Annotated in this window: 19 protein-coding genes; 13 read left to right on the top strand and 6 right to left on the bottom strand. The window is 28.5% G+C overall.

Going from position 1 to position 24682, the window contains the following annotated elements:
* Position 1: 1 nt before the first annotated feature.
* The 4 genes from EM932_RS03980 to EM932_RS03965 are packed head-to-tail and all read right to left on the bottom strand — an operon-like array spanning position 2 to position 6257.
* The gene (locus EM932_RS03980; protein ID WP_135875735.1) at positions 2-2365 is read right to left on the bottom strand and encodes a GumC family protein; all 2364 of its coding nucleotides are present in this window, start codon (positions 2363-2365) and stop codon (positions 2-4) included.
* A gap of 7 nt (positions 2366-2372) precedes the next feature.
* The gene (locus tag EM932_RS03975; RefSeq protein ID WP_135875732.1) at positions 2373-3146 is read right to left on the bottom strand and encodes a polysaccharide biosynthesis/export family protein; all 774 of its coding nucleotides are present in this window, start codon (positions 3144-3146) and stop codon (positions 2373-2375) included.
* Between the two features lie 43 nt (positions 3147-3189).
* Positions 3190-5130: a polysaccharide biosynthesis protein gene (locus EM932_RS03970; RefSeq protein WP_135875730.1), complete on the bottom strand. Its 1941-nt coding sequence runs from the start codon at positions 5128-5130 to the stop codon at positions 3190-3192.
* On the bottom strand, positions 5127-6257 hold the full coding sequence (locus tag EM932_RS03965; RefSeq protein ID WP_135875728.1) for an aminotransferase class I/II-fold pyridoxal phosphate-dependent enzyme: 1131 nt from the start codon (positions 6255-6257) through the stop codon (positions 5127-5129). The genes EM932_RS03970 and EM932_RS03965 overlap by 4 nt, the downstream gene beginning before the upstream one ends.
* Before the next feature lie 672 nt (positions 6258-6929).
* Between EM932_RS03965 and EM932_RS03960 the strand changes: the two genes are divergently transcribed.
* Genes EM932_RS03960 through EM932_RS03900 form a run of 13 tightly spaced genes read left to right on the top strand, consistent with a single transcriptional unit; the run spans position 6930 to position 22189 of the window.
* Positions 6930-7928 (top strand): SDR family oxidoreductase, encoded by a 999-nt coding sequence (locus EM932_RS03960; protein ID WP_135875726.1) that lies wholly within the window; start codon positions 6930-6932, stop codon positions 7926-7928.
* Between the two features lie 26 nt (positions 7929-7954).
* Entirely contained in the window at positions 7955-9235 is a 1281-nt protein-coding gene (locus EM932_RS03955; protein WP_135875724.1) for a nucleotide sugar dehydrogenase, read from the top strand.
* Positions 9236-9280: 45 nt separating this feature from the next.
* A complete protein-coding gene (locus tag EM932_RS03950) occupies positions 9281-10813 on the top strand; it encodes a lipopolysaccharide biosynthesis protein (protein WP_170179717.1) in 1533 nt (510 codons plus the stop codon).
* The gene (locus EM932_RS03945) at positions 10813-12087 is read left to right on the top strand and encodes a hypothetical protein (RefSeq protein ID WP_135875721.1); all 1275 of its coding nucleotides are present in this window, start codon (positions 10813-10815) and stop codon (positions 12085-12087) included. Before EM932_RS03950 ends, EM932_RS03945 begins: the two co-directional genes overlap by 1 nt.
* 7 nt (positions 12088-12094) lie before the next feature.
* Complete coding sequence (locus tag EM932_RS03940) at positions 12095-13063, top strand: polysaccharide pyruvyl transferase family protein (RefSeq protein ID WP_135875719.1); 969 nt, start codon at positions 12095-12097, stop codon at positions 13061-13063.
* 6 nt (positions 13064-13069) lie between these two features.
* The gene (locus EM932_RS03935) at positions 13070-14131 is read left to right on the top strand and encodes an acyltransferase family protein (protein ID WP_135875717.1); all 1062 of its coding nucleotides are present in this window, start codon (positions 13070-13072) and stop codon (positions 14129-14131) included.
* Positions 14132-14157: 26 nt separating this feature from the next.
* On the top strand, positions 14158-14937 hold the full coding sequence (locus EM932_RS03930; protein WP_135875715.1) for a glycosyltransferase family 32 protein: 780 nt from the start codon (positions 14158-14160) through the stop codon (positions 14935-14937).
* Positions 14934-16058: a glycosyltransferase family 4 protein gene (locus tag EM932_RS03925; RefSeq protein ID WP_135875713.1), complete on the top strand. Its 1125-nt coding sequence runs from the start codon at positions 14934-14936 to the stop codon at positions 16056-16058. The genes EM932_RS03930 and EM932_RS03925 overlap by 4 nt, the downstream gene beginning before the upstream one ends.
* Positions 16055-17662: a glucosamine inositolphosphorylceramide transferase family protein gene (locus tag EM932_RS03920; RefSeq protein ID WP_135875711.1), complete on the top strand. Its 1608-nt coding sequence runs from the start codon at positions 16055-16057 to the stop codon at positions 17660-17662. Before EM932_RS03925 ends, EM932_RS03920 begins: the two co-directional genes overlap by 4 nt.
* Before the next feature lie 10 nt (positions 17663-17672).
* A complete protein-coding gene (locus tag EM932_RS03915) occupies positions 17673-18764 on the top strand; it encodes an EpsG family protein (RefSeq protein WP_135875709.1) in 1092 nt (363 codons plus the stop codon).
* Positions 18765-18766: 2 nt separating this feature from the next.
* Entirely contained in the window at positions 18767-19657 is an 891-nt protein-coding gene (locus EM932_RS03910; RefSeq protein ID WP_135875707.1) for a glycosyltransferase family 2 protein, read from the top strand.
* Positions 19657-20799, top strand: a complete 1143-nt coding sequence (locus EM932_RS03905) for a glycosyltransferase family 1 protein (RefSeq protein ID WP_135875705.1) — start codon at positions 19657-19659, stop codon at positions 20797-20799. Before EM932_RS03910 ends, EM932_RS03905 begins: the two co-directional genes overlap by 1 nt.
* Position 20800: 1 nt before the next feature.
* The gene (locus tag EM932_RS03900; protein WP_135875703.1) at positions 20801-22189 is read left to right on the top strand and encodes a phenylacetate--CoA ligase family protein; all 1389 of its coding nucleotides are present in this window, start codon (positions 20801-20803) and stop codon (positions 22187-22189) included.
* A 73-nt stretch (positions 22190-22262) separates the two neighbouring features.
* On the opposite strand, the gene EM932_RS03895 is transcribed toward EM932_RS03900, so the two are convergent.
* Positions 22263-24188, bottom strand: a complete 1926-nt coding sequence (locus EM932_RS03895) for a right-handed parallel beta-helix repeat-containing protein (protein WP_211344254.1) — start codon at positions 24186-24188, stop codon at positions 22263-22265.
* Complete coding sequence (locus tag EM932_RS21055; protein WP_211344253.1) at positions 24175-24333, bottom strand: hypothetical protein; 159 nt, start codon at positions 24331-24333, stop codon at positions 24175-24177. Before EM932_RS21055 ends, EM932_RS03895 begins: the two co-directional genes overlap by 14 nt.
* Between the last annotated feature and the right edge of the window lie 349 nt (positions 24334-24682).

Raw genomic sequence — 24682 nt, 5'->3', positions numbered from 1 at the left:
TTTAAAAAAAACCTTTCTTTTTTGGAGCTCCATAATAACCGTATTTTGCTCCATACCCAAAGTTTGATTGTTTTACATCATTAACAACAAGCATCATTCCATTAAGTTTATTTTCTGCATGTAATTCTTTCGCAAAATTCAATATACGTTTTTCGGTGTAATCTGCTCTTGTTAAATAAATTGTATGACCTGCATATTCACTTATTAATAAAGTGTCCGTAACAAGCATGGATGGTGCTGTATCGACTATGATATAATCATATTGGTCAGAAACAGTATCAAATAAATCTTTTATTCTATCATTCATTAAGAGTTCTGCCGGATTTGGTGGTACTTTTCCTGAAAGTAAAATATCAATATTTATTCCATTAATGTTATGTGTATTAATTGTTTCCCCAACTATTATAGATTTATCAACTAAAAATTCAGTGAGCCCAATTTTTGAATGTTCTTTTTCTTTTTTGTTTTTAATTGCAGAGTAAATTTGAGGATTTCTAATATCAGCACCAAGCAGTAAAACTCTTTTACCGGTATTTACTAGTGTAAGAGCCATATTTAAACTGAAGAAAGATTTTCCTTCTCCATTAATAGTTGATGTTACGAAAATGACATTTTCGTAATCTCTAACTTCTCTCCCTCTCTTTACGTAATCAAGATTCGTTCTTATTATTCTAAATGACTCAGATAAGATGGATCTGTCATTGCGCTCTACTAAAGTATTACCATTTCTTTTTACTCTTGGAATCTCTCCTAGTACAGTTATATTTTTAATTTCTCTCTCTAAATCTTCTTTATTATGAATTTTAGTGTCTAATAAATGCCCTAAATAAATTAATGAAAAAGGAATTATAAGCCCAAAAAATAATGCTGCAATGTATGTAATTTGTTTGTTTGGTGATATTGGTCCTCCGTTGCTATTATATGCTTCATCAATTATTTTTGCTGTCGGAGAAGTTGCTGTCAAAGATATGGTAGCTTCTTCTCTTTTTTCTAGCAAGTATAAGTATAGTGATTCCTTAATACCTTGTTTTCTTTCAATAGATCTTAGTCTACGTTCTTGCCCTGGAACAGAGAATATTTTAGAATTTATCCTTTTTGATTGGTTTTCCAAGCTACCTATTTGTATTCTAAGTGATTTACTTGAGTTATTAATACTTTGTTGTAGATTTTGTCTTATGCCACTTAAGGTTTGGTCTAATTCTATAACAATAGGATTTTGCTCTCCTGCACTTTTTAAAAGTGTTTTTCTTCTTTCAAGTAACTCATTATATCTAGATGAAAGTTGGCTAATAGATGCATCTCCCAAGCCTAAATTGGCAGGGATAGCTTGGTACTTTTCCTCACCTAATGATTCTTTCATGTAATTTAGTTGATTCAATTGCATTTTGGAAGCATCCAATTGCTGCTCATTTAATACACTTGAATTTAAAAACTGACCAGCTTCAGAAGCGACATCCGTTATCTTATTTCCCGTTTTAAATTTTACAATACTATCATCAACGTTAACTAAGTCAGAGGCTATTAATTCAACACGCTTATTAATAAAATCGGCTGTGTTCTTTGATATTTCATTTTTCTTTTGAATAGTAGAAATATTATACTCATCAATCAGTGTGTTTACTATGTCTTTAGCTTTTTGTATAACAGGATCAGTTATACTAACACTAACAACTTTTGATGATTGACCTGTTGGTAGTATAGAAATTCTATATTTAAGAGATTCTGCTAATGTTTCTAAAGGTGTTATTTTAATCCTAATGCTACTTCCTATATAGCCTTTTATATTTTTTTCTGTAGGTGTAATTATAAGGCCTCCAAAAAAGGTAGGAATTGTTTCTCCAAAAGTATATTTTTTTGGAGGATCTTCTTCATTAATTTTAAAGTTAAAATGTGTAACAGAAAGAATTTCAGTGTAAAAATTGAAATTAGTCGTATTAATAATTGAATCTGATTCGATAAAATTTATAACTATTGGAGATGTTTTATAAAGTTCAAATTCGTTAACTCTGCCTTTTGAAAAATAGCTAATGTTTAGATGTAATCTATTAACAATATTTCTTAAGAAACTTCTAGATTGAATGACTTGTATTTCATCTTCAACCATCGCATCCTCTTTTTCAGAAAAAATAGATAGATCTTTTAAAGCCCCTGCTGAAGATGCATCTTTATCATCTAAAAGCATTATTTTGGCAGTTGCTCTATATTGTGGCATAGTATACCTTAAATGTAAAAAAGCTAAACCTAAGCATATAATACAGCTTAATACAAACCATTTCCATTGCTTTATATATATTAAAAGCGTTTTTTTTAGATTAAAATCTTCGGAAGTGTTATCTGATAAGTTTTTATTGTCAACTAAAGCCATGTTAATTCTAATTTCTAGTAATTAATAAGAGGGTTGTAGTTATAAGGAATGATGCGATTGAAATTAGTGTTCCAATTCTCGCATCGCCAGAAGCGCCACTTATAGCTGAGTTATTAGGTTCAACATATATATAATCATTTTGTGTTAAATAATAAACAGGAGAATTAAAAACTTCTTTATTTGTTAAATCAATTCTTGTGTAAGTTTTGGTACCATTAAAATCTCTAACTATTAATATATTATCTCTTCTGCCTTTTATAGTTAAATCTCCAGCCATGCCAAGTGCTTCTAGAATAGACACTCTTTCTCCTGTAACAGGGTAAACACCAGGGTTATTAACCTCACCAGCTACAGTTACCCTAAAATTAAGAACACGAAAAATAATTACAGGATCCTTTAATAGTTTGCCTTCTGCAAATTTCTTCTTAAATAAAGCTTTTGCTTCCTCAACGGTAAGACCCAATAATTTTATTTTACCTAACACAGGATAATCTACATTTCCTTCTGAATCAATTAAATAATCAATTAATTCTCCTTGACCACCAGCAGACCTAATTAGGTTATATGGTTGTGTAACAGTAGGATCTAAAGTAGAAACATAAATACTAACAATATCACCAATTTTAAGTTTGGCAGTAAAAGTATCCGTATCTACAATAGTTTCAAAATTTTTGGCATTTTGAAAGTAAACGACATCTTGTTTTGATGCACACGAAGTTAAAAACATACTAATTACTATACCAATAATAAATAATTTACTTTTTATAAGTGATATGCTCATTTTTAATATTATTTGGGGAAAATAGTGAAATTAAAATAGATAATTATAGGTTCCCATAATTTTTATTGGTTCTATCTTTAGAGATGCCTTTAACTTTTTTATAAATTTGAACTCTTTTATCAAAACGCTCATAATCAGAATTGTTAGATTTATATTCTGGTATTAATCGTTTCATTTTCATAACAATATTATTATTTTGAAAACGATTCGTGATACATAATTCTTCTATTTCTGATTTTATTTTATCATAATCCAATTCTCTGGTTTTACTAATCATTATCTTTTTATGGTATGTAGACAATGTATTTTCACCATTGGCCAATAACTCTTCGTATAATTTTTCGCCAGGTCGTAAACCAGTAATTTTAATATCAATATCTTCTGGAAATCTTAAACCGGAAAGCTTTATCATATTTTTTGCCAGATCATAAATCTTAACAGATTCCCCCATATCAAAAATGAAAATCTCTCCCCCTTTACCCATCGTTCCTGCTTCTAACACTAACTGAGAAGCTTCAGGAATAGTCATGAAATATCTGGTGATATCTCTATGAGTTAAAGTAAGTGGCGTACCATTTTCAATTTGCTTTTTAAATAAAGGAATTACAGATCCATTAGAACCTAATACGTTTCCAAATCGTGTTGTTATAAATTTTGTTTTACTTTCTTTCTGAAGGCAGCTAATATACATCTCTGCCATTCTTTTCGTAGCCCCCATAACACTTGTAGGGTTAACAGCTTTATCTGTAGATACAAAAACAAATTTCTTTACATTATATCGAGATGCTGTATCAGCTAGTAATTTTGTACCATTAACATTAATTTTAATAGCTTCATATGGTGACTCTTCCATTAAAGGCACATGCTTATAAGCTGCGGCATGAAATACCATGGTTGGTTTATGGTTTTGAAAAATAGTGTCTATTCTTAAACCATCTCGAATATCTGCGACTATCGCTGTGAAATTATGTTTTCCATTTTGTTTTAAATCCTGCTGTACATCATAAAGCGCAGATTCTGCCTGATCAACTAAAATTAATTTTTTAACATTAAAATTAGAAAGTTGTTTTACTAATTCGCTTCCTATAGACCCTGCTGCACCAGTTACAATAACTGTTTCTCCTGTAAACTCATTTATTAAATTAGGATTGTTTATTTCTATAGGAGGTCTTCCAAGTAAATCTTCTATTTGTACCTGCTTAATTTGCTTAACATTTAACTCTCCATTAATCCAACTTTCAATAGGTGGGATTTTTGTGATTTTTAAATTAAGATTCACTAAGTCAATTAGATTTTCTTTTTCTATATTCTTAGAAGCAATAATTAACTCGTCTATTTGATTAGATTCAATATAGTCATTGTTGATTTTTTCTTTTGAAAAAATAGAAATACCATTTATAGATTTACCTTTCTTTTTTGAATTATCGTCAATAAACCCTACTACCTGAAATTTTGTAGTAACATTGCTTATTAAAGCATTGTAAGTGACAATTCCTGAATCACCAGCACCATAAATCAACACCCTTTTTGAAGACATTAACTTACACTTTAAGTACTTATAAGACATTTTAAAGAGTAACCTACTTGCACTAAGCACTACAAAACTTAATAAGGCATGCATTACGACTATAGATAATGGTATTGTAAATTCAGGAAGTATCTCAAACATTCTATTAACAGATACGACAGCTATACATATTAACGACATTACGCTAATAGATTTAAATAAATTTACAACGTCAGTAAATCCAGTATGTCTAATAACACTTTTAAATGATCCTATCAGTAGAAAGCTAAAAGTCGCTACTATAGCTAAAAAAGGTAATTGGATCAAAAACTGCTTTAAATCGAAATTTAATGTAAAATTAAACCTAATTAAATATGCCATGAAAAATGTCGACAAAACAATTGCTAAATCGATAGCTAAAACCAGCCATTTTGAGGCGTACTTCTGAGAGAAATAGGTAAAATAATTATTTATCATAAGTTCGGGGTTTTTAAAATATTATTAAGGATCCTATCCAAATCATCTTGACTTAAATTAGATCCACTTGGTAAACAAAGACCTTTATCAAAAAGATCTTCTGAAATACCATTAGTAAAATGCAAACAATCTTTAAAAATTGGCTGCATATGCATTGGTTTCCATAATGGTCTTGACTCAATATCGTCTTCTGATAACGTAAGTCTTATTTGTTCACGAGTCTCAAAAGAGTCTGTCTTAATACAAGTAATCCATCTATTTGAAACGAAACCTTGCGGTTCTTGTAAAAATTCAATAGAATTAAATTGTGATAAATTCTTTTTATAAAATTCAAAATTTTGTCTTCTAGCATTGACTCTGTCGTCAATCACTTCCATTTGCCCTCTTCCGATTCCTGCTAAAACATTACTCATTCTATAATTATAGCCTATAGATGAATGTTCATAATGAGGTGCATTATCTCTTGCCTGAGTTGATAGAAAAACTGCTTTTTCTTTTAAGCTTTGAGTATTAGCTATTAAAGCTCCTCCCCCAGAAGTAGTTATTATTTTATTACCATTAAATGATAAAATACCAATATCGGAAAGTGTCGCACAATTTTGATTGAAATAGGTACTACCTAATGCTTCTGCGCTATCTTCTATTACAGGGATTTCATATTTTCTGGCAATGACATTAATTTCATTAGCCTTGTATGGCATACCATATAAATGAACTGCTATAATGGCTTTTGGTTTTTTGTGTTTTTCAATTCTGTCTTTAATCGCTATTTCCAATAATTCCGGAGACATATTCCAAGTATCAGGTTCACTATCTATAAAAACTGGTGTTGCACCTTGATACAATATTGGATTTGCAGAAGCAGAAAAAGTAAAGCTTTGGCATAACACTTCGTCACCATTAGAAACATTAAGCAATTGAAGTGCTAAATGTATAGCAGCAGTACCAGAACTTAATACAGCAACATGTTTATCGTTGCCTAAATAACGTCTTAAATCATTTTCAAAACCATCAACATGCGGTCCTAATGGAGCAATCCAATTAGTGTCAAAAGCATCAGCAACAAATTTTTGTTCTGTGCCTCCCATATGAGGAGATGATAAATATATTTTAGTTTTGGTCAACATTTATAAGTTTATAAGTTTCAGTTTATTGCATTACTTATCTACATAACTTTATAGCTATGCTTTAAATACATGTTTTTTTCTAGATGATTTCCCTCTTTGTTCATAAAACAAAAATTAATTCCTTATCAGCTTAAATTAAATAGTACTAAATGATATTCTTAAAATATTTATTGTTAATCAAAATTTTACTTTTTATTTAAATTAACTTTTGAGAGGTTTTGAAAATACTTATTTTTTATCCTTTTAATACAATTAAATCAATAATGCTATTAATCAATTCAATTTGTGTTTTACGGTGTAAATTTAGTAATTGTTTTAAAGCAACATGGTTAGATTCAATTTAATTCGCTAAAAGAGTAATTAAAATCGGTTAAATACATGCATGCTTTTAATTGGAAGTAAAAGTATGCATATCATCGATTCTATATTTTAATTTTGGATTAAATAATCAATTAAGGAATTAGAAAATACAAGTAAACTATAATTAATAAAACTAAAAAGGTATCTCCAAGTAACTAATCATTAATTCTTGTGTAAAAGACTTTGTTTGATCGATTATTTTGACATGTATTTGGATTTCATCGGTAAAAATGAAACCTTGATATAATTAGTTAACCTTTTACATTTATTTTTTCCATATTTGCCTCGAACAAAATAATCCCAAGTCTAAAAATGACCGAAGAAAAATTAAAAACTTTAAAAGGAAGAAAAATACTAATTACAGGTGGAGCAGGTTTTATTGGCTCTAATTTATGTGAAATATTATTAGAGAATAATATAGAGACTATTTGCCTTGATAATTTCTCAACTGGAAAGCGAACTAATATAGAACCCTTTTTAGATAACGATAATTTCAAATTAATTGAAGGGGATATTAGGAACCTTGAAGATTGTCACAATGCATGTAACGGAGCAGACTTTGTGTTGCATCAAGCAGCTTTAGGGTCTGTACCTAGATCTATAAACGATCCAATTACCACAAACGATGTAAATGTTTCTGGATTTTTAAATATGCTTGTCGCTGCAAGAGATGCAAATGTAAAACGTTTTGTATATGCTGCAAGTTCCTCAACATATGGTGACCATGAAGCATTACCAAAAGTAGAAGACACTATAGGGAAACCATTATCTCCTTATGCAATTACTAAGTATGTGAATGAATTATATGCAGATATTTTTTCCAGTACATACAAGTTAAATACCATTGGACTGCGTTATTTTAACGTTTTTGGAAAAAGACAAGACCCAAATGGAGCATATGCTGCTGTAATACCTAAGTTTGTTCAGCAATTTATTAGCCATGAATCTCCTGTTATTAATGGTGACGGTAGCTATTCCAGAGATTTTACATATATAGATAATGTTGTACAAATGAATATGAATGCATTAACGACTGATAATGTGAATGCATTAAACACGGTGTATAATGTAGCTTATGGCGAAAGAACTACTTTAATTGAATTAGCCAATCTATTGAAGATGTATTTATCTGAATTTGATGACGCTATAAAAAATATTGAAATAAAACACAGAAATAATAGAATTGGAGATATCCCTCACTCTTTAGCTTCTATTGATAAAGCAAAACAATTATTAAATTACGACCCTAAGTACAATATTAGTAATGGCTTAAAAGAAGCAGTTAACTGGTACTGGAAAAATTTAAAATAAGTTAGTTATATTATCAAATTAAAAAAATGAAGGATATAAAAATTGCTATTATAGGTTTAGGCTATGTTGGTCTTCCTTTAGCTAGGCTTTTTGCAACAAAATATAATGTTGTTGGCTTTGATATTAATCAAGAAAGAATAGATGAATTAAAACGAGGTAATGATTCGACTTTAGAAGTTGAATCTAGTGTTTTAAAATCTGTTTTAAAAAACAATCCAAAAGAAAGCATTGGTCTATTTTTCTCTTCAAATATTGAAGATATAAAAGATTGCAACTATTATGTGGTTACTGTTCCTACTCCTATTGACAAAAATAATCGTCCAGACTTAACACCTTTGTATAAATCTAGTGAAACGGTTGCTAAGGTTTTAAAAAAGGATGATATCGTTATTTACGAATCTACCGTATACCCTGGTGTTACTGAAGATGAATGTATTCCTGTATTAGAAAAAATAAGCGGTTTAAAGTTCAATGAAGATTTTTATGCCGGTTATTCACCTGAAAGAATTAATCCAGGAGACAAGCTTCATACTGTAGATAAAATACTAAAAGTTACAGCTGGTTCAACTCCAGAAATAGGTAAAAAAGTTGATGACTTGTATGCTAGTGTTATAACTGCAGGTACACATTTGGCTCCAACTATTAAGGTTGCTGAAGCTGCAAAAGTTATTGAAAACTCTCAACGCGATATAAATATAGCCTTTGTTAACGAATTGGCTAAGATTTTCAATTTAATGGATATTGATACACATTCAGTGTTAGAAGCTGCAGGTACAAAATGGAATTTTTTACCATTTAAACCAGGTCTTGTTGGAGGCCATTGTATTGGTGTCGATCCTTATTATTTGGCACAGAAAGCACAAGAAGTTGGATACCATCCAGAAATCATATTAGCTGGGCGTAGGGTAAACGATAGTATGGGACAATATGTGGCTTCAGAGGTTATCAAATTAATGGTACAAAACGATATTCGGATAAAAGGAGCTAACGTATTAGCTTTAGGGATTACATTTAAAGAAAATTGTCCAGATGTAAGAAATACAAAAGCCGTTGATGTTATTAATCAACTTAAAAGTTATGGAACACAAGTAACAATTTACGATCCTTGGGCTAGTCCTGAAGAAGTAAAACATGAATATGATTTGCAAACAGTAAAACAATTACCAGAAGGCACATTTGATGCTGTTGTTTTAACAGTGGCTCATAAAGAATTTCTTCAAGAAGACTTAAAATCATTATTAAAACCTAATGGAATTTTATATGATGTTAAAGGTATTCTTAGTGAAAATGTAAATGGTAGGTTATAACCTTAATTTTGACCATTAAAAACTTTTAACTAAAAACCAACCATTTTGAGTCAATTAAAAAAAGGAGCTTTTTTAAACTATACAACGATTATATTAACAAATGTAATTGGGTTGTTAATGACTCCTTTCATACTTAATAATTTAGGTAAAGCAGAGTATGGCATCTACTTAACAATAGGTGCTCTAGTAGGGACTATTTCTTTACTAGATTTTGGACTTAATAATACTATTGTCCGTTTTGTAGCTAAATATAAAGCAGAAAAGGACATCATTGGTCAAGAAAATTTTCTCGCCACAACATTGCTTATTTATTTCGGGATTTCTTCTTTGGTCGTAATAATCGGGATTATTTTTTATGGACATATAGACACATATTTCACCAAAATGAATCCAGAAGAGATTGAAATAGCAAAAATAATTTTTGCTATTTTTATTTTTAATCTAGCTGTTGGTTTACCTGGTGGTTCTTTAACAGGAATATGTTATGGTTATGAGAAGTTTGTATTTCCAAAAACACTAAATATAGTAAGATATGTTTTGAGATCTGTAACTGTAGTAGCTGTTTTACTTCTGGGAGGAAAAGCAATAGCTCTAGTAATTATTGATTCTATTTTTAATATATGCATTATACTAATTACAGGATATTATGTATTTAATAAACTGAAAATAAAAGTGAAACTTCATTCCTTCTCTGTAAATTTCATAAAGCAAATATTTAGTTACTCAACATGGATATTTGTATTTGCATTAGTTTCACTATTTCAATGGAAAGCTGGTCATTGGGTTTTAGGAAGAATAAGTCCTCCTGGGGTTCTAACTATATATGGAATTGGCATTGTTTTGGGAACTTATTATGGTGCATTTTCTACAGCAATATCTAGCGTTTTCTTACCTAGAGCTACAAAAATGTCAGTAGATAATGCTTCTGGAGAAGAATTGACTGATATGATGATTAAAATTGGTAGATTATCTTTTATTATCTTAATGTTTATATTAACAGCTTTTTTCCTTTTTGGTAAACAATTCGTTTTTTTATGGGTTGGAGGTGAATTAGGAAAAGATGGTAGTTTTCAATCTTGGATAATTGCTTTGATGATAATGTTAGCTTATACCTTACCGCTTGTACAAGGATTTGGAAACTCTATTTTAGAAGCAAAAAACAAATTAAGATTCAAAGCTATTTTGTATCTTTCTTTTATGATATTAGGTACAATTTTAGGCGCAGTTTTAGCATACAAATATGAAGGAATTGGAATGATGGCAGGATCAGTAATAGCTTGGATAATTGTGCAAAACGTTATGAATTTTTATTACCACAAAAAAATAGGACTTAATATCATCCGGTTTTTTAAGGAATTATTTAATAGAACTATTTTTGTTATAATATTGGCCTTAGGATTTGGCTTTGCTATAAATTTAATTCCAGGGATAGGGTGGCTTAATTTTTTAATTAAAGCTGTTATTTATACTATAATATTTTGCTTTTTAACTTATAATATTGGGTTAATCGACTTTGAAAAAGATTTGTTTAAAAAAACATTAAGTCCTATTTTAAAATTTAAAAAGTTACTGAAGTAATGCTAAAACTTAAAAACATAAATATTGAAGATAATGGTAAAAAAGTATTGTATGACTATACTACCACTAATAAAAATATTCAAAAGTATTTTAATTTTGAAAACCCTTTATACGCAAAGTATAAAATAGATATTAGTAAAGTTCCAAATAGTATTTTAGTAATCCCGTTTATATCAAATGTTTTGTCAATTGCCTGGTTCGCTGGTTTTGATGTTGAAGTACCAGAATTAGATGAGGATTTTTATACAGCTATTAAATTAGTTAAGACTGAATTTGAAAAACAATATCCTGAATATAAATTAAAAGGAAATTTAAAGGCTACAAATACTATTAAAAACAAAATAGATGGTGCTAACACTGCTATGTTGTTTAGCGGAGGTGTTGATGCATATGCTACTTATATAAGAACTTTTAATGAAACGCCAGATTTAGTCACCATATTAGGGGCAGATATAGAAATTGAAGATCATTCACAATGGAATAGTTTTACTGATTTTATAGAAAATGAAGAGCTTCTAAGAAATAATAAAAAAGAATACATTGAAACTAATGTAAGACAGTTTTACAACTATCAAGTTGAGTTATTATTGAATGATATAGGCTGGTGGGGAAAAGTACAACACGGATTATCTCTCATAGGTTCTTTAGCCCCCATTTCATATGTAAACGCTTATAAAGATATATATATAGCATCTTCATATACAGAAAAAATTGATATAGCTTGGGGTTCTACACCAGAAATCGATGAGAAAATATCATGGGCAGGTGTTAAAGTCCTTCATGATGGTTATGAACTTAAAAGACAAGATAAAGTTGATTTAATAACAAAGTTTTCAACTGATACGAATACTAATTTTAAATTACGTGTTTGTTATTCTGAATTAAGAAGTGCATTCAATTGTAGCAAGTGTGAAAAATGCTATAGAACTATACTAGGGCTCATTCTTAATGGGAAAAACCCAAACCACTATGGTTTTAACGTTGATGAAAATGTATATTCAGATATTTTTGAAACTTTGAATTATGGAGGCGCAAGTACCGGTATGCAATATTTTTGGAAGGAACTTATGGAGAAAGCTAAGGATAGCAACTCTATTTTTATATTTAAAAATAAAGCATTAGAACAAAATCAATTAGATAGAATACGAAATGGCGAGATAGATAATTTATTAGAAAATAAAATAACTAAATCTAGCAACTCAATTGGGAAATTGAAATTTATAATACGAAATAAATATCCCAAATTATTAAAATTATTAAAAAAAATCAAATAATAAAATTATGAAATACGGTTTAATGACATATATAGAAAATCAGAAATTTTTTAATGTTGGTGATAATATACAAAGTTTAGCTGCAAAACAGTTTTTACCAAGTGTAGATAAATATGTTGATAGAGAATCTATGGCTGACTATAATGACGAACCTGTTAAATTAATAATGAACGGTTGGTATATTCATAATACTTCTAATTGGGTTCCTTCTGACAAAATTCACCCTTTATTTGTCTCTTTTCACATGAATAATACAGCAGCTCCTTTCATGTTGACCGATAAAGGCATTTCATATTTAAAAAAACATGAACCCATAGGCTGTAGAGATCAATTCACAGCAGACACTTTAAAGGCTAAAGGTATTGACGCTTATTTTACGGGATGTCTAACGCTTACATTAGATTCTTATAAAGTGGATGATTCTGAAAGAGGAGACGACATATATATAGCCGATCCCTTATATAGCTATCCAAGTAAAGATAAATTATTTTACAGCAAAAAATCAATAATTAGAAGTATTTTAAATGGAAAAGCCTTTAAGTTAGGCAAGAAAAATAAGCATTTAAAAAACTTTATAAGCCAAGAATTATTAGATAAAGCTGAATTAATAAACCAAGAGCCATTAAACAACATATCAAATGAAGAAAAATTTGAAATGGCAGAAACATTATTAAAAAAATATGCTAGAGCTAAATTAGTTATCACATCAAGAATTCATTGTGCCCTACCATGCTTAGCAATGGGAACTCCCGTTATTTTCATAAATGGATTTGACCAATTTGTTGATTCGTGTAGATTTGATGGCATTCTAGAGTTGTTTAATAGAATTGATGTTAATAGTGAAACAGGAGAATACACTGCAAATTTCGATTTAAAAGGTAAGATTGATAGAAATACCATGGTTAAAAATCTAGGGTTGCATCATAAATTAGCAGAACCTTTAAAAGAAAAATGCAGGAATTTTATTTCAAAATAATTTGATATGGATAAAAAATTAAGTACAAAAATATCTATTCTTTCTTTTTTTCTTTTACTCTTTGTTGTTGTTATTCATTGTTATAATATAGAGTATAATAATTCTGGAAATAATGAAGTTTGGTTTATAGAGAACTTAATTTCTAATGGATATTTAGAGTTTGTAGTTCCAACTTTCTTTTTTATCTCAGGTTATCTGTTTTTTTTAAGTTTTGATTTAAATAACAATAATAAATTGTTATTTAAATCAAAACTATTTAAAAGATTAAAAACTCTTGGTGTACCTTATTTATTTTGGTGTACTTTTTGGTTTTTATTCATTTACCTTTTACAAATTATACCTTTACTAAAAAGTTATTTTTCTTCTCCTCTTCATGAAATGAACCTTTTTAATCAATTCTCTAATTTAATATTAGAGCCCATAAACTATCAATTTTGGTTTATTAGAGAATTATTGCTTTATTTTCTCATATCACCTCTTATATTCATATTATTGAAATACTTTAAGTACTATTTTTTACCAATTATTTTTTTATTAGCTAGTTTTAAAACAAGTATTTTTACTATAGCAGAAATAGATATCTTTAAGTATGGGATGATCGTTTATTTTATATTTGGCGCATATTGTTCTCTTTATAAAGTTAATTTAACTCTTAAATTAAATAAATATTTAGCTTTATTATTATTGTTATTATGGATATCAATTTCAACAATAGCTAAATATTATGAGCTATTTATAGTTAATGATTGGAAAATTATTTTATTATCAGATGTTGGTGCTTTATTAGGCTGCATAGCTATTTGGTCATTATATGATATTATAGAAGATAAAATCCAATTTAAATCACATGAGGTTTTTTCATATGGTTTTTTTATATATGCAACACATGGGATTCCTTTACTATTATTGAAAAAAGTTGAAACCGCTTTTTTTATATTAGATGATAAAAAGTTATTTATTCTATATTTTATTAATTTTTTAATTACTACTGTCTTTATAATTTTAATCGCCAAATTCTTAAAAAAAACATTTCCTAAATTTTATTTTTTCACTACTGGCAATAGATAATTATAAATATTTAAAAATAATTAAACATGATACCTAAAAAAATTCATTATTGTTGGTTGAGTCAGGATCCCTTCCCAGAATTAATTGCAAATTGTTTCGAGTCATGGAAAAAAATATTACCAGATTATGAGTTTATTCTTTGGGATACCAAAAGATTTCCATTAGAAAGTAACCAATGGGTAATGAAAGCATTTGAAACTAAAAAATATGCATTTGCAGCAGATTATATTAGACTCTATGCTGTACATAAGTATGGAGGTATTTATTTAGACACCGACATTGAGGTTTTAAAAAGTTTTGATTCATTATTACATCTACCATATTTTATTGGGTCAGAAGGTGATGGAATTATTGAAGCTGGAGTGTTTGGTGCTGAAAAAGGAACTAAATGGTTAGAAGATTGTTTAGCACATTATAATAATCGTAATTTTATTAAAGACGATGGTAGTTTTGATACTCTCACATTACCAAGAATAATGATGAAAAAAATTCTTGAAAAACATACAATCATAGAGATTGACAATCCTATGATTAATAAAATTTCGTTTGAAAGCACTAAAAATGAATTATTTATGTTTCCAAAAGACTTTTTCTGTGCTAAAAATCATGGCACGGGTATTATTGAAAAAACGGAGAGGACTTTTTCTATTCATCATTTTGCAATGTCATGGCTTCCTAAAAAAACAACCTTTTTCCCTAATATAAAAAGAAAACTTATAAGTGTTTTTGGAGTTAGATTCATTTACAAAATTATAGAGGTTTTTAGATTGAGAGAATTAAAAATGTTCTTATCAAAAAACAAATGAGACTAGTATATATAACAGATCAAATTTATTTACATGGTGGAGCAGAAAGGGTATTGTCTAACAAGGTTAATTATCTCACAGCTTTTAATACTGTAGAAGTCTATATAATAACTTCTCAGCAGGATGGACAAAAACCATGCTACCATATAGATTCCAAAGTAGTGATAAAAGATCTTGATATTAAATACGTGAGAACAGAAAGTTACTTTTCCGTCTCAAATTTACGAAAAGCTCCAGCACATTATTTTAAATTAAGTAGACTTCTTAATAAAATCAAACCGGATGTTGTTATAACACTTAGCTCTCAGTTTGATTATTATTATTTACCCTATATCCACCGGAAATCTATTAAAATAAAAGAGTTTCACTCTTCAAGACATTATTATCAAGAAATAAGACAGCATGGTAGTAATTCTTTTTTGAAAAAAATCATATATAAGTTAAATGATTTCACAGAAAAAAAATACTCATTTAATGCTATTTTGACTGATGATGAAAAAAAATATTTTAAATCAGACAACACTGTTGTTATTCCCAATGCATTAACGCGATTTCCTGATGACTCTTCAAGTCTTAAAAATAAAAAAGTTATTAGTGCAGGTAGAATAGCTCCAGTTAAAAGGTTTGAGGATTTAATCTCCGCATGGAAAATCGTGGCAGAGACTAATAAAGAATGGGTTTTAGAGATTTATGGAAATGGAGAGGGCTCTTATTTAAAAGACTTGAAAAAATTAATAAATGAAGCATCATTACAAAAAAGCATATTTATAAAAGAAGCAACTAATGAAATAGAAAAGAAAATGTTGGAGGCTTCTTTTTATGTTATGACTTCTGAAACCGAATGTTTTCCTATGGTTTTATTAGAAGCTATGTCTGTTGGCTTGCCAATAATATCATTTGATTGCCCAAATGGACCTAAGAATATTATTACTAATCATTCTGATGGACTATTAATTGAAAACAAAAATATTAATGCATTAGCAGAAGCTATATTATTAATGATGAATAATAAATCTTTACGTGAAAAGTTTGGTAAGAATGCAAAGCTTAGTGTTAAGAAATATGACAAAGAGATTATTATGAAAAAATGGTTGGAATTATTTAAATATAATCAGTCATGAGCAAAAGATTTAAGGTTGGAGTTATTATAGATGATAATAAAATTTCAAATTGGAAACATACTACCATTAATAAGCTTCAAAATCAAGATTTTATAAAATTAAATCTTATTCATTTAAAATTTAAAAAACAAAAAAAGTTAATAGATTTTTCTCCAACCTTGTTTTTAATAAAGCTTTTGTACAAAATAGTTCAAAGAATTGAAAGCAAGTTATTTTCAGAAATAGGACCAAATGCATTCTTTAAATCAGAAATTGATAAAACTTCAATAGAAAATGAAGTATCCTTAAATAATTCTAAAAATGTTGCTAAGCATTTAAAATCGTCTAATTATGATGTTTTAATAAACTTTAGTACTCATAAATTTAATAAAAAATGTATAAATGCTCCTAAATATGGGATTTGGGAAATATTTTCAGGGAACAATACTTTAAGTAACCTTTATATAGGTTTTCAGGAAGTGTTTTTAAAGAGGCCTACGCATCGAATATCACTTCAAAAACTGAAGGGTCAAAAACTAAATAAAGTACTATACCAATCTTATTCTCAGGTAAACAAGTTTAATCTTTTAAGGAATAATAACCAAGCTTTTTGGAAATCCCCTGAAATAATACTTAGGACTATTAAAAACCTTCAGGATCCTCATGATATAGTTGAACAACAGTATACAACCAAAAGCCCAACAATAGATAATTCACCTATTATATTCTTTTTTAAGTTAATATTCCTATTGCCTTTTAACTATTTTCAATATTTTATTAGTAAAATAAAAAAACGATTTGTTTTTGATCAATGGATTTTAATGTATCAATTTAGCGAAAGCCCTAATCATAATTTTTCATTCAATACATTTAAAAAGATATTACCCCCAAAAGACAGATTATGGGCTGATCCTTTTGTTATTAGTAGAGAAGGTAAATATCATATCTTTATAGAAGAATTATTATTCAAAGAGGGAAAAGGCTTTATTTCTCATTTCACAATTGATGAAAAGGGGAATTATACAATACCTGAAAAAATTATTGAAAATGACTATCATATGTCTTATCCTCTTTTAATAGAAGATAATGGTTCATTATACATGTTGCCAGAAACAAATCAAAATAAAACAATTGAAATTTATAAATGTATAGATTTCCCTCATAAATGGAAATTAGAAATGAATCTTATGGAGGATATTGAAGCGGTTGATACTACTATATATTATAAAGACAACAAGTATTGGATGTTTACCAATATAAGAAAAAATGAAGGCATCGCGTTTGAAGATGAATTGTATATTTTTTCATCTGATAAGTTATTGAGCAAAGATTGGGTCTTGCATCCTCAAAGTCCTGTTGTATCTGATGTTACAAAATCCAGACCAGCAGGTAAGATATTTAAGAAAAATAACACTCTATATAGACCATCTCAAAATTCGAAATATCATTATGGGTATGGGCTAAATATTTTTGAAATTGTTAAACTTAATGAAGAAGAATATGAAGAAAAGCTTATAACATCTGTTATTCCAGATTGGGATAAAGAAATCGTTTCAATTCATACTTTTAATCAAGATATTGAATTTTCAATAATTGACGCAGAGGCTAGAAGAAAAAGGCATTAAACTTATATAAATGATAGATTTTATTCCGTTAGAACACTTTGCCGAAATTTATTTTAATGTATTATTAATATTTACATTATTGTGTCTATTTCATTCAGCGGTAGTCCCTATTCATAGTAAAAAAAATCTTTCTTTTATTAATTTTTCTGGTTATTTCTTGTTTTTTAGTATTGTTTTATACTTAGGACTTCGCCCCATAAGTGGTAAATATTTTGGTGATACTAGAACTTATGCAACTTATTTTGAATATTATGCTAATGGTGGTGCTATCGTTTCTCTTAAAGATGTTTTCTTTCATGTTTATATGAAATTTTGTTCTGCATTTATGAATGTTCATATATTTTTTACATTATGTGATTTCTTATACATCTTTCCTTTGTATAAAATCTCAAAAACATTATTTAAAGAATATTGGTTTTATGCATTGTTTATGTTTATTATATCATTCTCATTTTATACCTATGGTACAAATGGGATTCGAAATGGTTTAGCTACATCTTTTTTTTTATGGGGAATATGTTATCATAAAAATAAAATTTTTATGGGGCTATTTTTCCTTTTATCGGCTTCTTTTCATAAAACCATGTATCTACCAATAATTGCTTATATAATCACTCATTTTTATAATGATCCAAAACGTTTTTTACAAGGCTGGCTTATGTGCATTCCTTTATCTCTTGCACTAAGTAGTGTATGGATTTCTCTTTTTAGTAGTTTAGGTTTTGCAGATGATCGCCTTTCTAGCTATCTAAGTGGTGAGGCCGCAGAAGGAACTTTTTCTAGCACAGGTTTTCGATGGGACTTTTTATTTCACAGCTCTTTTGCAGTTGTTGCTGGATGGTATTTTATATATAAAAAACAATTTGTAGATAAACTATATTTTCAACTTTTCAACACCTATTTATTATGCAATGGTTTTTGGATTTTAGTTATTAAAGCTAATTTCTCAAATAGATTTGCTTATTTGTCATGGTTTATGATGGGATTAATTATTATTTATCCGTTTTTAAAACAACGTTTTTTTCAAAATCAACATTTAATAATAGCAAAAGTGATGCTAATTTATTTTATGTTTACTTATTTAATGTTCTACATATATTAATTATGAAAACTATTACTGTATTTACGCCTACGTATAACCGAGCATATTGTTTACATCAATGTTATGAAAGTTTAATCAATCAATCTAACCAAGACTTTATATGGCTTATAATTGATGATGGCTCTACGGATAACACTAAAGAACTAGTTGCAAGCTGGATAGAAGAAGAAAAAATAGACATCATTTATCATTATCAAGAGAATCAGGGGATGCATGGTGGTCATAATGCTGCCTATAGATTGATAGAAACGACTCTTAATATATGCATTGATAGTGATGATTGTATGGGGAATAATGCAATTGAAAAAATCCTTACCGCTTGGGACTTAATAAAAGATAAAAAAGAGTATGCTGGTTTAGTTGGATTAGATGCTGACTTTAAAGGAAATTTAATTGGTACCAAAATTCCAGAACATTTACAGCAAGTTACCTTATATGATCTTTATAATAAATATGATGTAAAAGGAGATAAAAAACTTGTATATAGAACAGAAGTTGTAAAAAAATATCCTGCGTACCCAATATTTGAAGGTGAACGATTTGTTCCTTTAGGGTATTTGTATCAGCTTATAGATCAAGATTATAAACTATTACCTGTTAATGAGGTATTTTGTGAAGTTGAATACATGGTAGATGGATCAAGTATGAATATGCTAAAACAATATAGAAGGCACCCTAAAGGTTTTGCTTTTTCAAGAAAAAGTAGAATGACATTAGCAGAGAACTTTAAAGACCAATTCAAAAACGCTATTCATTATGTTTCCAGTTCAATGTTTACTAAAAATAGTGCTTTCTTAAAAGAATCGCCCAAAAAGTTTACGACTATTCTTGCCATCCCTTTTGGTTTTTTGCTTAATTTATATATTAGAATAAAAACTAAAGATAATCATTAATGGCAGTAATTAGAGTTTTACAAGTTTTTACTATTATGAATCGTGGTGGTGCAGAATCTATGATCATGAACTATTATAGGAGTATAGATAAAAACAGAGTTCAATTTGATTTTCTGGTTCACAGAAAAGAAAAAGCAGCATTTGATGATGAAATAGAGAGCCTAGGAGGGAAAATATATAAACTAAACTCCATTAACCCACTGTCTCCTAATATTTATTACAATGAATTAAGGGCCTTCTTTAAAAAACATAATGAATATAAAGTCATACATTCTCACTTAAATACTTTTAGTTTTTTCCCTTTAAAAATAGCAAATGAATTTAAAATACCTTGTCGCATTGCACATGCGCATATAGCCATAGAAAAAATAAGATTAAGAGATTTACTTCCTAATGGAGAAAGTTACAAGGAAATATCTAAAAAAATAATTAAGTTTCATCTAAAAAAGAAGATTCATACTCATACTACGCATTATTTTTCTTGTGGAGAAAAAGCAGGAAAATGGCTGTTTGGCGAAAAAACACTATTTACTATAATGAATAATGCCATTAATGCTAAAGCTTTTGCTTATAACCCAGAAATAAGTGCAAAATATATAAAAGAGTATCATTTAGAAAACCAATTGGTTATTGGGCACGTAGGCAGATTTTCGAGCCAGAAAAACCATTCATATTTGTTACGCATTTTTAGTAGTCTAGTTCAAAAAAAGGATAATTGTGTATTAATCCTAATTGGAGATGGGCCTTTAAGAAAAAAACTAGAATTAGAAGTAAAAAATTCAGCAATTGAAAATAAAGTTCGTTTTTTTGGTGTTAGAACAGATATTCCTGAGTTATATCAAATGCTTGATGCTTTTGTTTTTCCTTCGTTTTATGAAGGTCTTCCTGTAACTCTTATAGAAGCACAGTCTGCAGGGCTTAAGGTTTTTGCTTCGGATAGGATTACTAACGAAGTGCATTTAACTAATGATATTAATTTTCTACCTATTACAATATCTCCTGATGTATGGGCTGATAAAATATTAGAAGGCACTGAAAACGAAAAGTCAAATAACTTTGATTTAATAAAAGAAAAAGGTTATGACATTCAAAAGAATACCGAAATTTTTCAAGAGTTTTATTTAAAACAAATGCATAAATAGCATGGGAAATCTAAGAGAAAATATTTACAATAAATCTCCTCATTTTATACAAAATTTAATTGTGTCATTATATAATATTTTGGCCTACAGGAAAAGGTATTCAGGAAAATATAATGAGTTTATAAAACACTATTATAAGAATAAAGACCTAACATTAGATGAATTAAAAAAAATTCAAACGACTAAATATAGGGACTTTATTAATTATGCAATAGAAAATTCTGAGTATTATAATAAAACGCTAAATCAAATAGAATCTCCAGAGAGCATAGATAATATTCGGGAACTCCCAATTATTGATAAAGAAACCTTACGTAATAATATTCAGGATGTTTATACTATTCCAAAGAATACAGGAATAATATCTAAAACAGGTGGAACTACTGGAAAGTCGCTTGAAGTTGTATATACTGAGGATGATGTGAAAGAGCGGTTTGCCATTCTAGATACTTTTAGAAATAATTTCGGATACAAATTAGGAAAAAAGACTGCTTGGTTTAGTGGCAAAAACCTATTAAACTCCAAAAATATTAATAAGAATAGATTTTGGAAAACAGACTATATTTACAATGTTAGATATTATTCTACTTTTCATATACATAGTAAATATCTAAAATATTATTTGGGAAATTTAATAAAATATAAGCCATTATATATGGTAGGTTTTCCTTCAACGATGTATGAAGTTGCTAAATATGGATTGGCTAATAATATTGATTTCCCTATAAACACAATAAAAGCTATTTTCCCTACAGCAGAAACAATTACCGATGAAATAAGAGAAGTATTAGAAAATTATTTTAAAACTAACTTATATAATCAATACGCCTCGTCTGAAGGAGCACCTTTCATTATAGAATGCATAAATAAAAATTTACATCTAGAACTACAAAGTGGTGTATTTGAAGTGCTTGATGAAAATAACACCCCCTCTAATAAAGGACGATTAGTTGCTACAGCTTTTAATACCCATGGCACACCTCTTATTAGATATGATATAGGTGACCAAATAGAATTAAAAGAAGGAACATGTAATTGCGGAAATAATAACCCATTAGTTAAGGAGGTTCTTGGACGTATATCAGATTTTATTTATTCGGAAGAAATGGGTAAAATAAACCTTGGCAATGTTTCAAATTGTCTAAAAGGAGTAAAAGGGATTGTTAAGTTCCAAATCCAGCAAGATTCAATACAACATCTTTTAATTTTAATTGAAAAAGATGAAAATGAGTATACTTCAAAATACGAAAATATTTTTTTACAGAACCTAAGAGAAAGAGTAGGTGAAATAATTCAAATAAAAATAGAATATATTGAAGAGATTCCTGTTGAGAAAAGCGGGAAATTTAGATTAATTAAGAATAATATAAAAAATAAAATTTTAATTTAAGATTTAATATAAAAAACCCCAGAATAATAAAACTATTCTGGGGTTTTACTTTTTCTCTAAATAGAGTTACTATTTAGTTACAAGTATTAGAATCTGGTATATTGATTTGCGAACTTCCACTATCTGTCTTAGTGCAACTAAAATTACCAGTAACAGAAATAGTATTAGAATTAATATCGATAACAGAATTGCTTTCTCTTAAATGAATCCCATGACTTATTTCTGAAGCAATAGTATTAGAATTTAACTTTATTTTAGAGGTATTAATTAATTGCATACCTCCACCAACTAAATTGTTATTATTGAAATCTAATCCTTTAGAGTTTTCTAATGTCACTTTAGATTTCGATAAAAATTTATTGTTTTGGATAGTAACTTTATTGTTTTCTTCCCCAGCTTTATTATTAAGATGCACAAAATTTAATTGATCTTTTTTTACTGATATTTCATTACCTTCTATTATAACATTATTTGCATGAGTTAAAGTCGCCCCGATTCCTCGACTACTAGAATGAGTACTATTAATAATATTCCCAGTAATTTGACAATCTCTAATCCTCACAAAATTAATTCCATTAATACAGTTTTCAATAGTGTTATTAGATACTTCTATCTCTTGATCATACATAATAATACCAGTACCATAACCATCAATATGATTACCCGATATTGTATTGTTAGAAATAGACTCAGAAGGAATTCCACCAGCGACTATGGCTGTTTTACCTTCTACACCTCCTATTGATTTAAATTTATTATTAATTATTTTACTGTCAGATGTATATAAGTAAGAAATACTTTTTTCCATATCATTACCTTCTATTGTTATTTTTTCTCCAATAGATATTCCAAAACCACTTCCTCGACTTCCCCGTTCAACATTGTTTTTGATAGTTATATCATAAGCTCTTTCATAAAAAACTAGATTTCCATTACTATCTCGTCTTCTTTCTGCTTCTATATTAATCGCAAATCCTACAGTAGCACCCTCAGTTTGACTTGTAGCACGTCCTGCATTTAAGAATTGGTTATTTTCTATTAATATATTATAACCATCAGTTATAGACATATTAGATCGTCTGTTTAAATCAAAAATACAATTTTTAATAATAATATCATGCGATGGTCTATAGTTTGGCTGAAAAGAAAAATTTAAAGCACTTATAGACATTCCATCACCTACGCCATTTAACATTTTAACACCATCTATTACTATATTACTGGAAGCTTTAATTTGAAAAACATGTCCCCATTCATGAGACCCGCCTGATGAATAATCATGAGCATCTCTACCTCCATGTAAATTACCTCCAATAATGGTAACATTAGAAACATCTCGTAAAGCAAACAAAGCATAATCTCTTCTACCATTTGGAAATGTTCTAAGATGCGTATTGTCAGTCATTACTAGATTAAAATCAGAAGGTACATTAACAGCTTCTACAGTCTCATAAAAATTTGCATTAACAACGGTACTAGTAATTTTAGAAACTTCAAAATAAGCATCCAATTTATCTATTTTAAAAGTAGTGACACCCAATTCTTTAGACATTTCCATAGCCTCTTCTAGAATTTTGTTGTTTCTTAAAGCAATTTCAGATGTAGTTTCTCCTTCAACTATTCCCCAACGTTTAGGGTCAAAATTAAATGTAGGGTCTTTTAGCTGTGGACTAGAACCTCCTATAGTTAAAGTAGAATTTAGAAGATGTCCATCTATAATACTTCCTTCAGAAAAATTAATAGTACCATTAATAATATCACCACCTTCAAAATCAATGGTAACATTCGCTGGAAGGTTAACAGTTTCACCTCCTAAATCTAAAATACAGTCTATAATTACAGTAGCGTTAGGGTCTAAATTGTCTAATGTAAAATCACATGGTAATGTTGCATCATGATCATCACCATCATCTGAAGGATCTTCAGTATCTATAGGTGTTTCTTTTTCTTCCTCTATAATAGGTTCAGTGAATAATTCATCTTTATTACATGATATCATTGATATCATTAATAGTAACGTAAATAGCATAGTTTTTAAAGTCCTTTTCATAATAATCTCGATTTGGGGGGTTAATATCTTTTCCAATAGTAAAATAATTTTTTAAAAAATCGTTTAAGTGTATTCTTTTTTCGACAAAATACATTTTAAAAATAATTTGTAATCGATTAAGTACAATTTTTTACGATTAAGTGTTTTTAGTTCCTCTAACTGATTGATATTTACGTTCAAGAGTTTAATTTGGATTTTCTTTATGCAAATAAAAAAGACAAAAATAACGCCTAACACCCATTATATCTATAAATTGTTAATAAGTTCTAATAACTTACTATTTTTAATGTGCTAATATTCAGACGCTTAAAAAATAAACGTTAAAAATAAAAAAATGCCCATTTTAAGTTAAAAAGTTTCGAACTTATAAGGTCGATATACGGTAATATGCATAATAATGATGATGAAAAAATCGATAAAACACACTATAAAGATATTAAACC

The sequence above is a fragment of the Flavivirga rizhaonensis genome (assembly GCF_004791695.1).
Lineage (GTDB): Bacteria > Bacteroidota > Bacteroidia > Flavobacteriales > Flavobacteriaceae > Flavivirga > Flavivirga rizhaonensis.
This window is presented reverse-complemented; position numbering and strand designations above follow the sequence as displayed.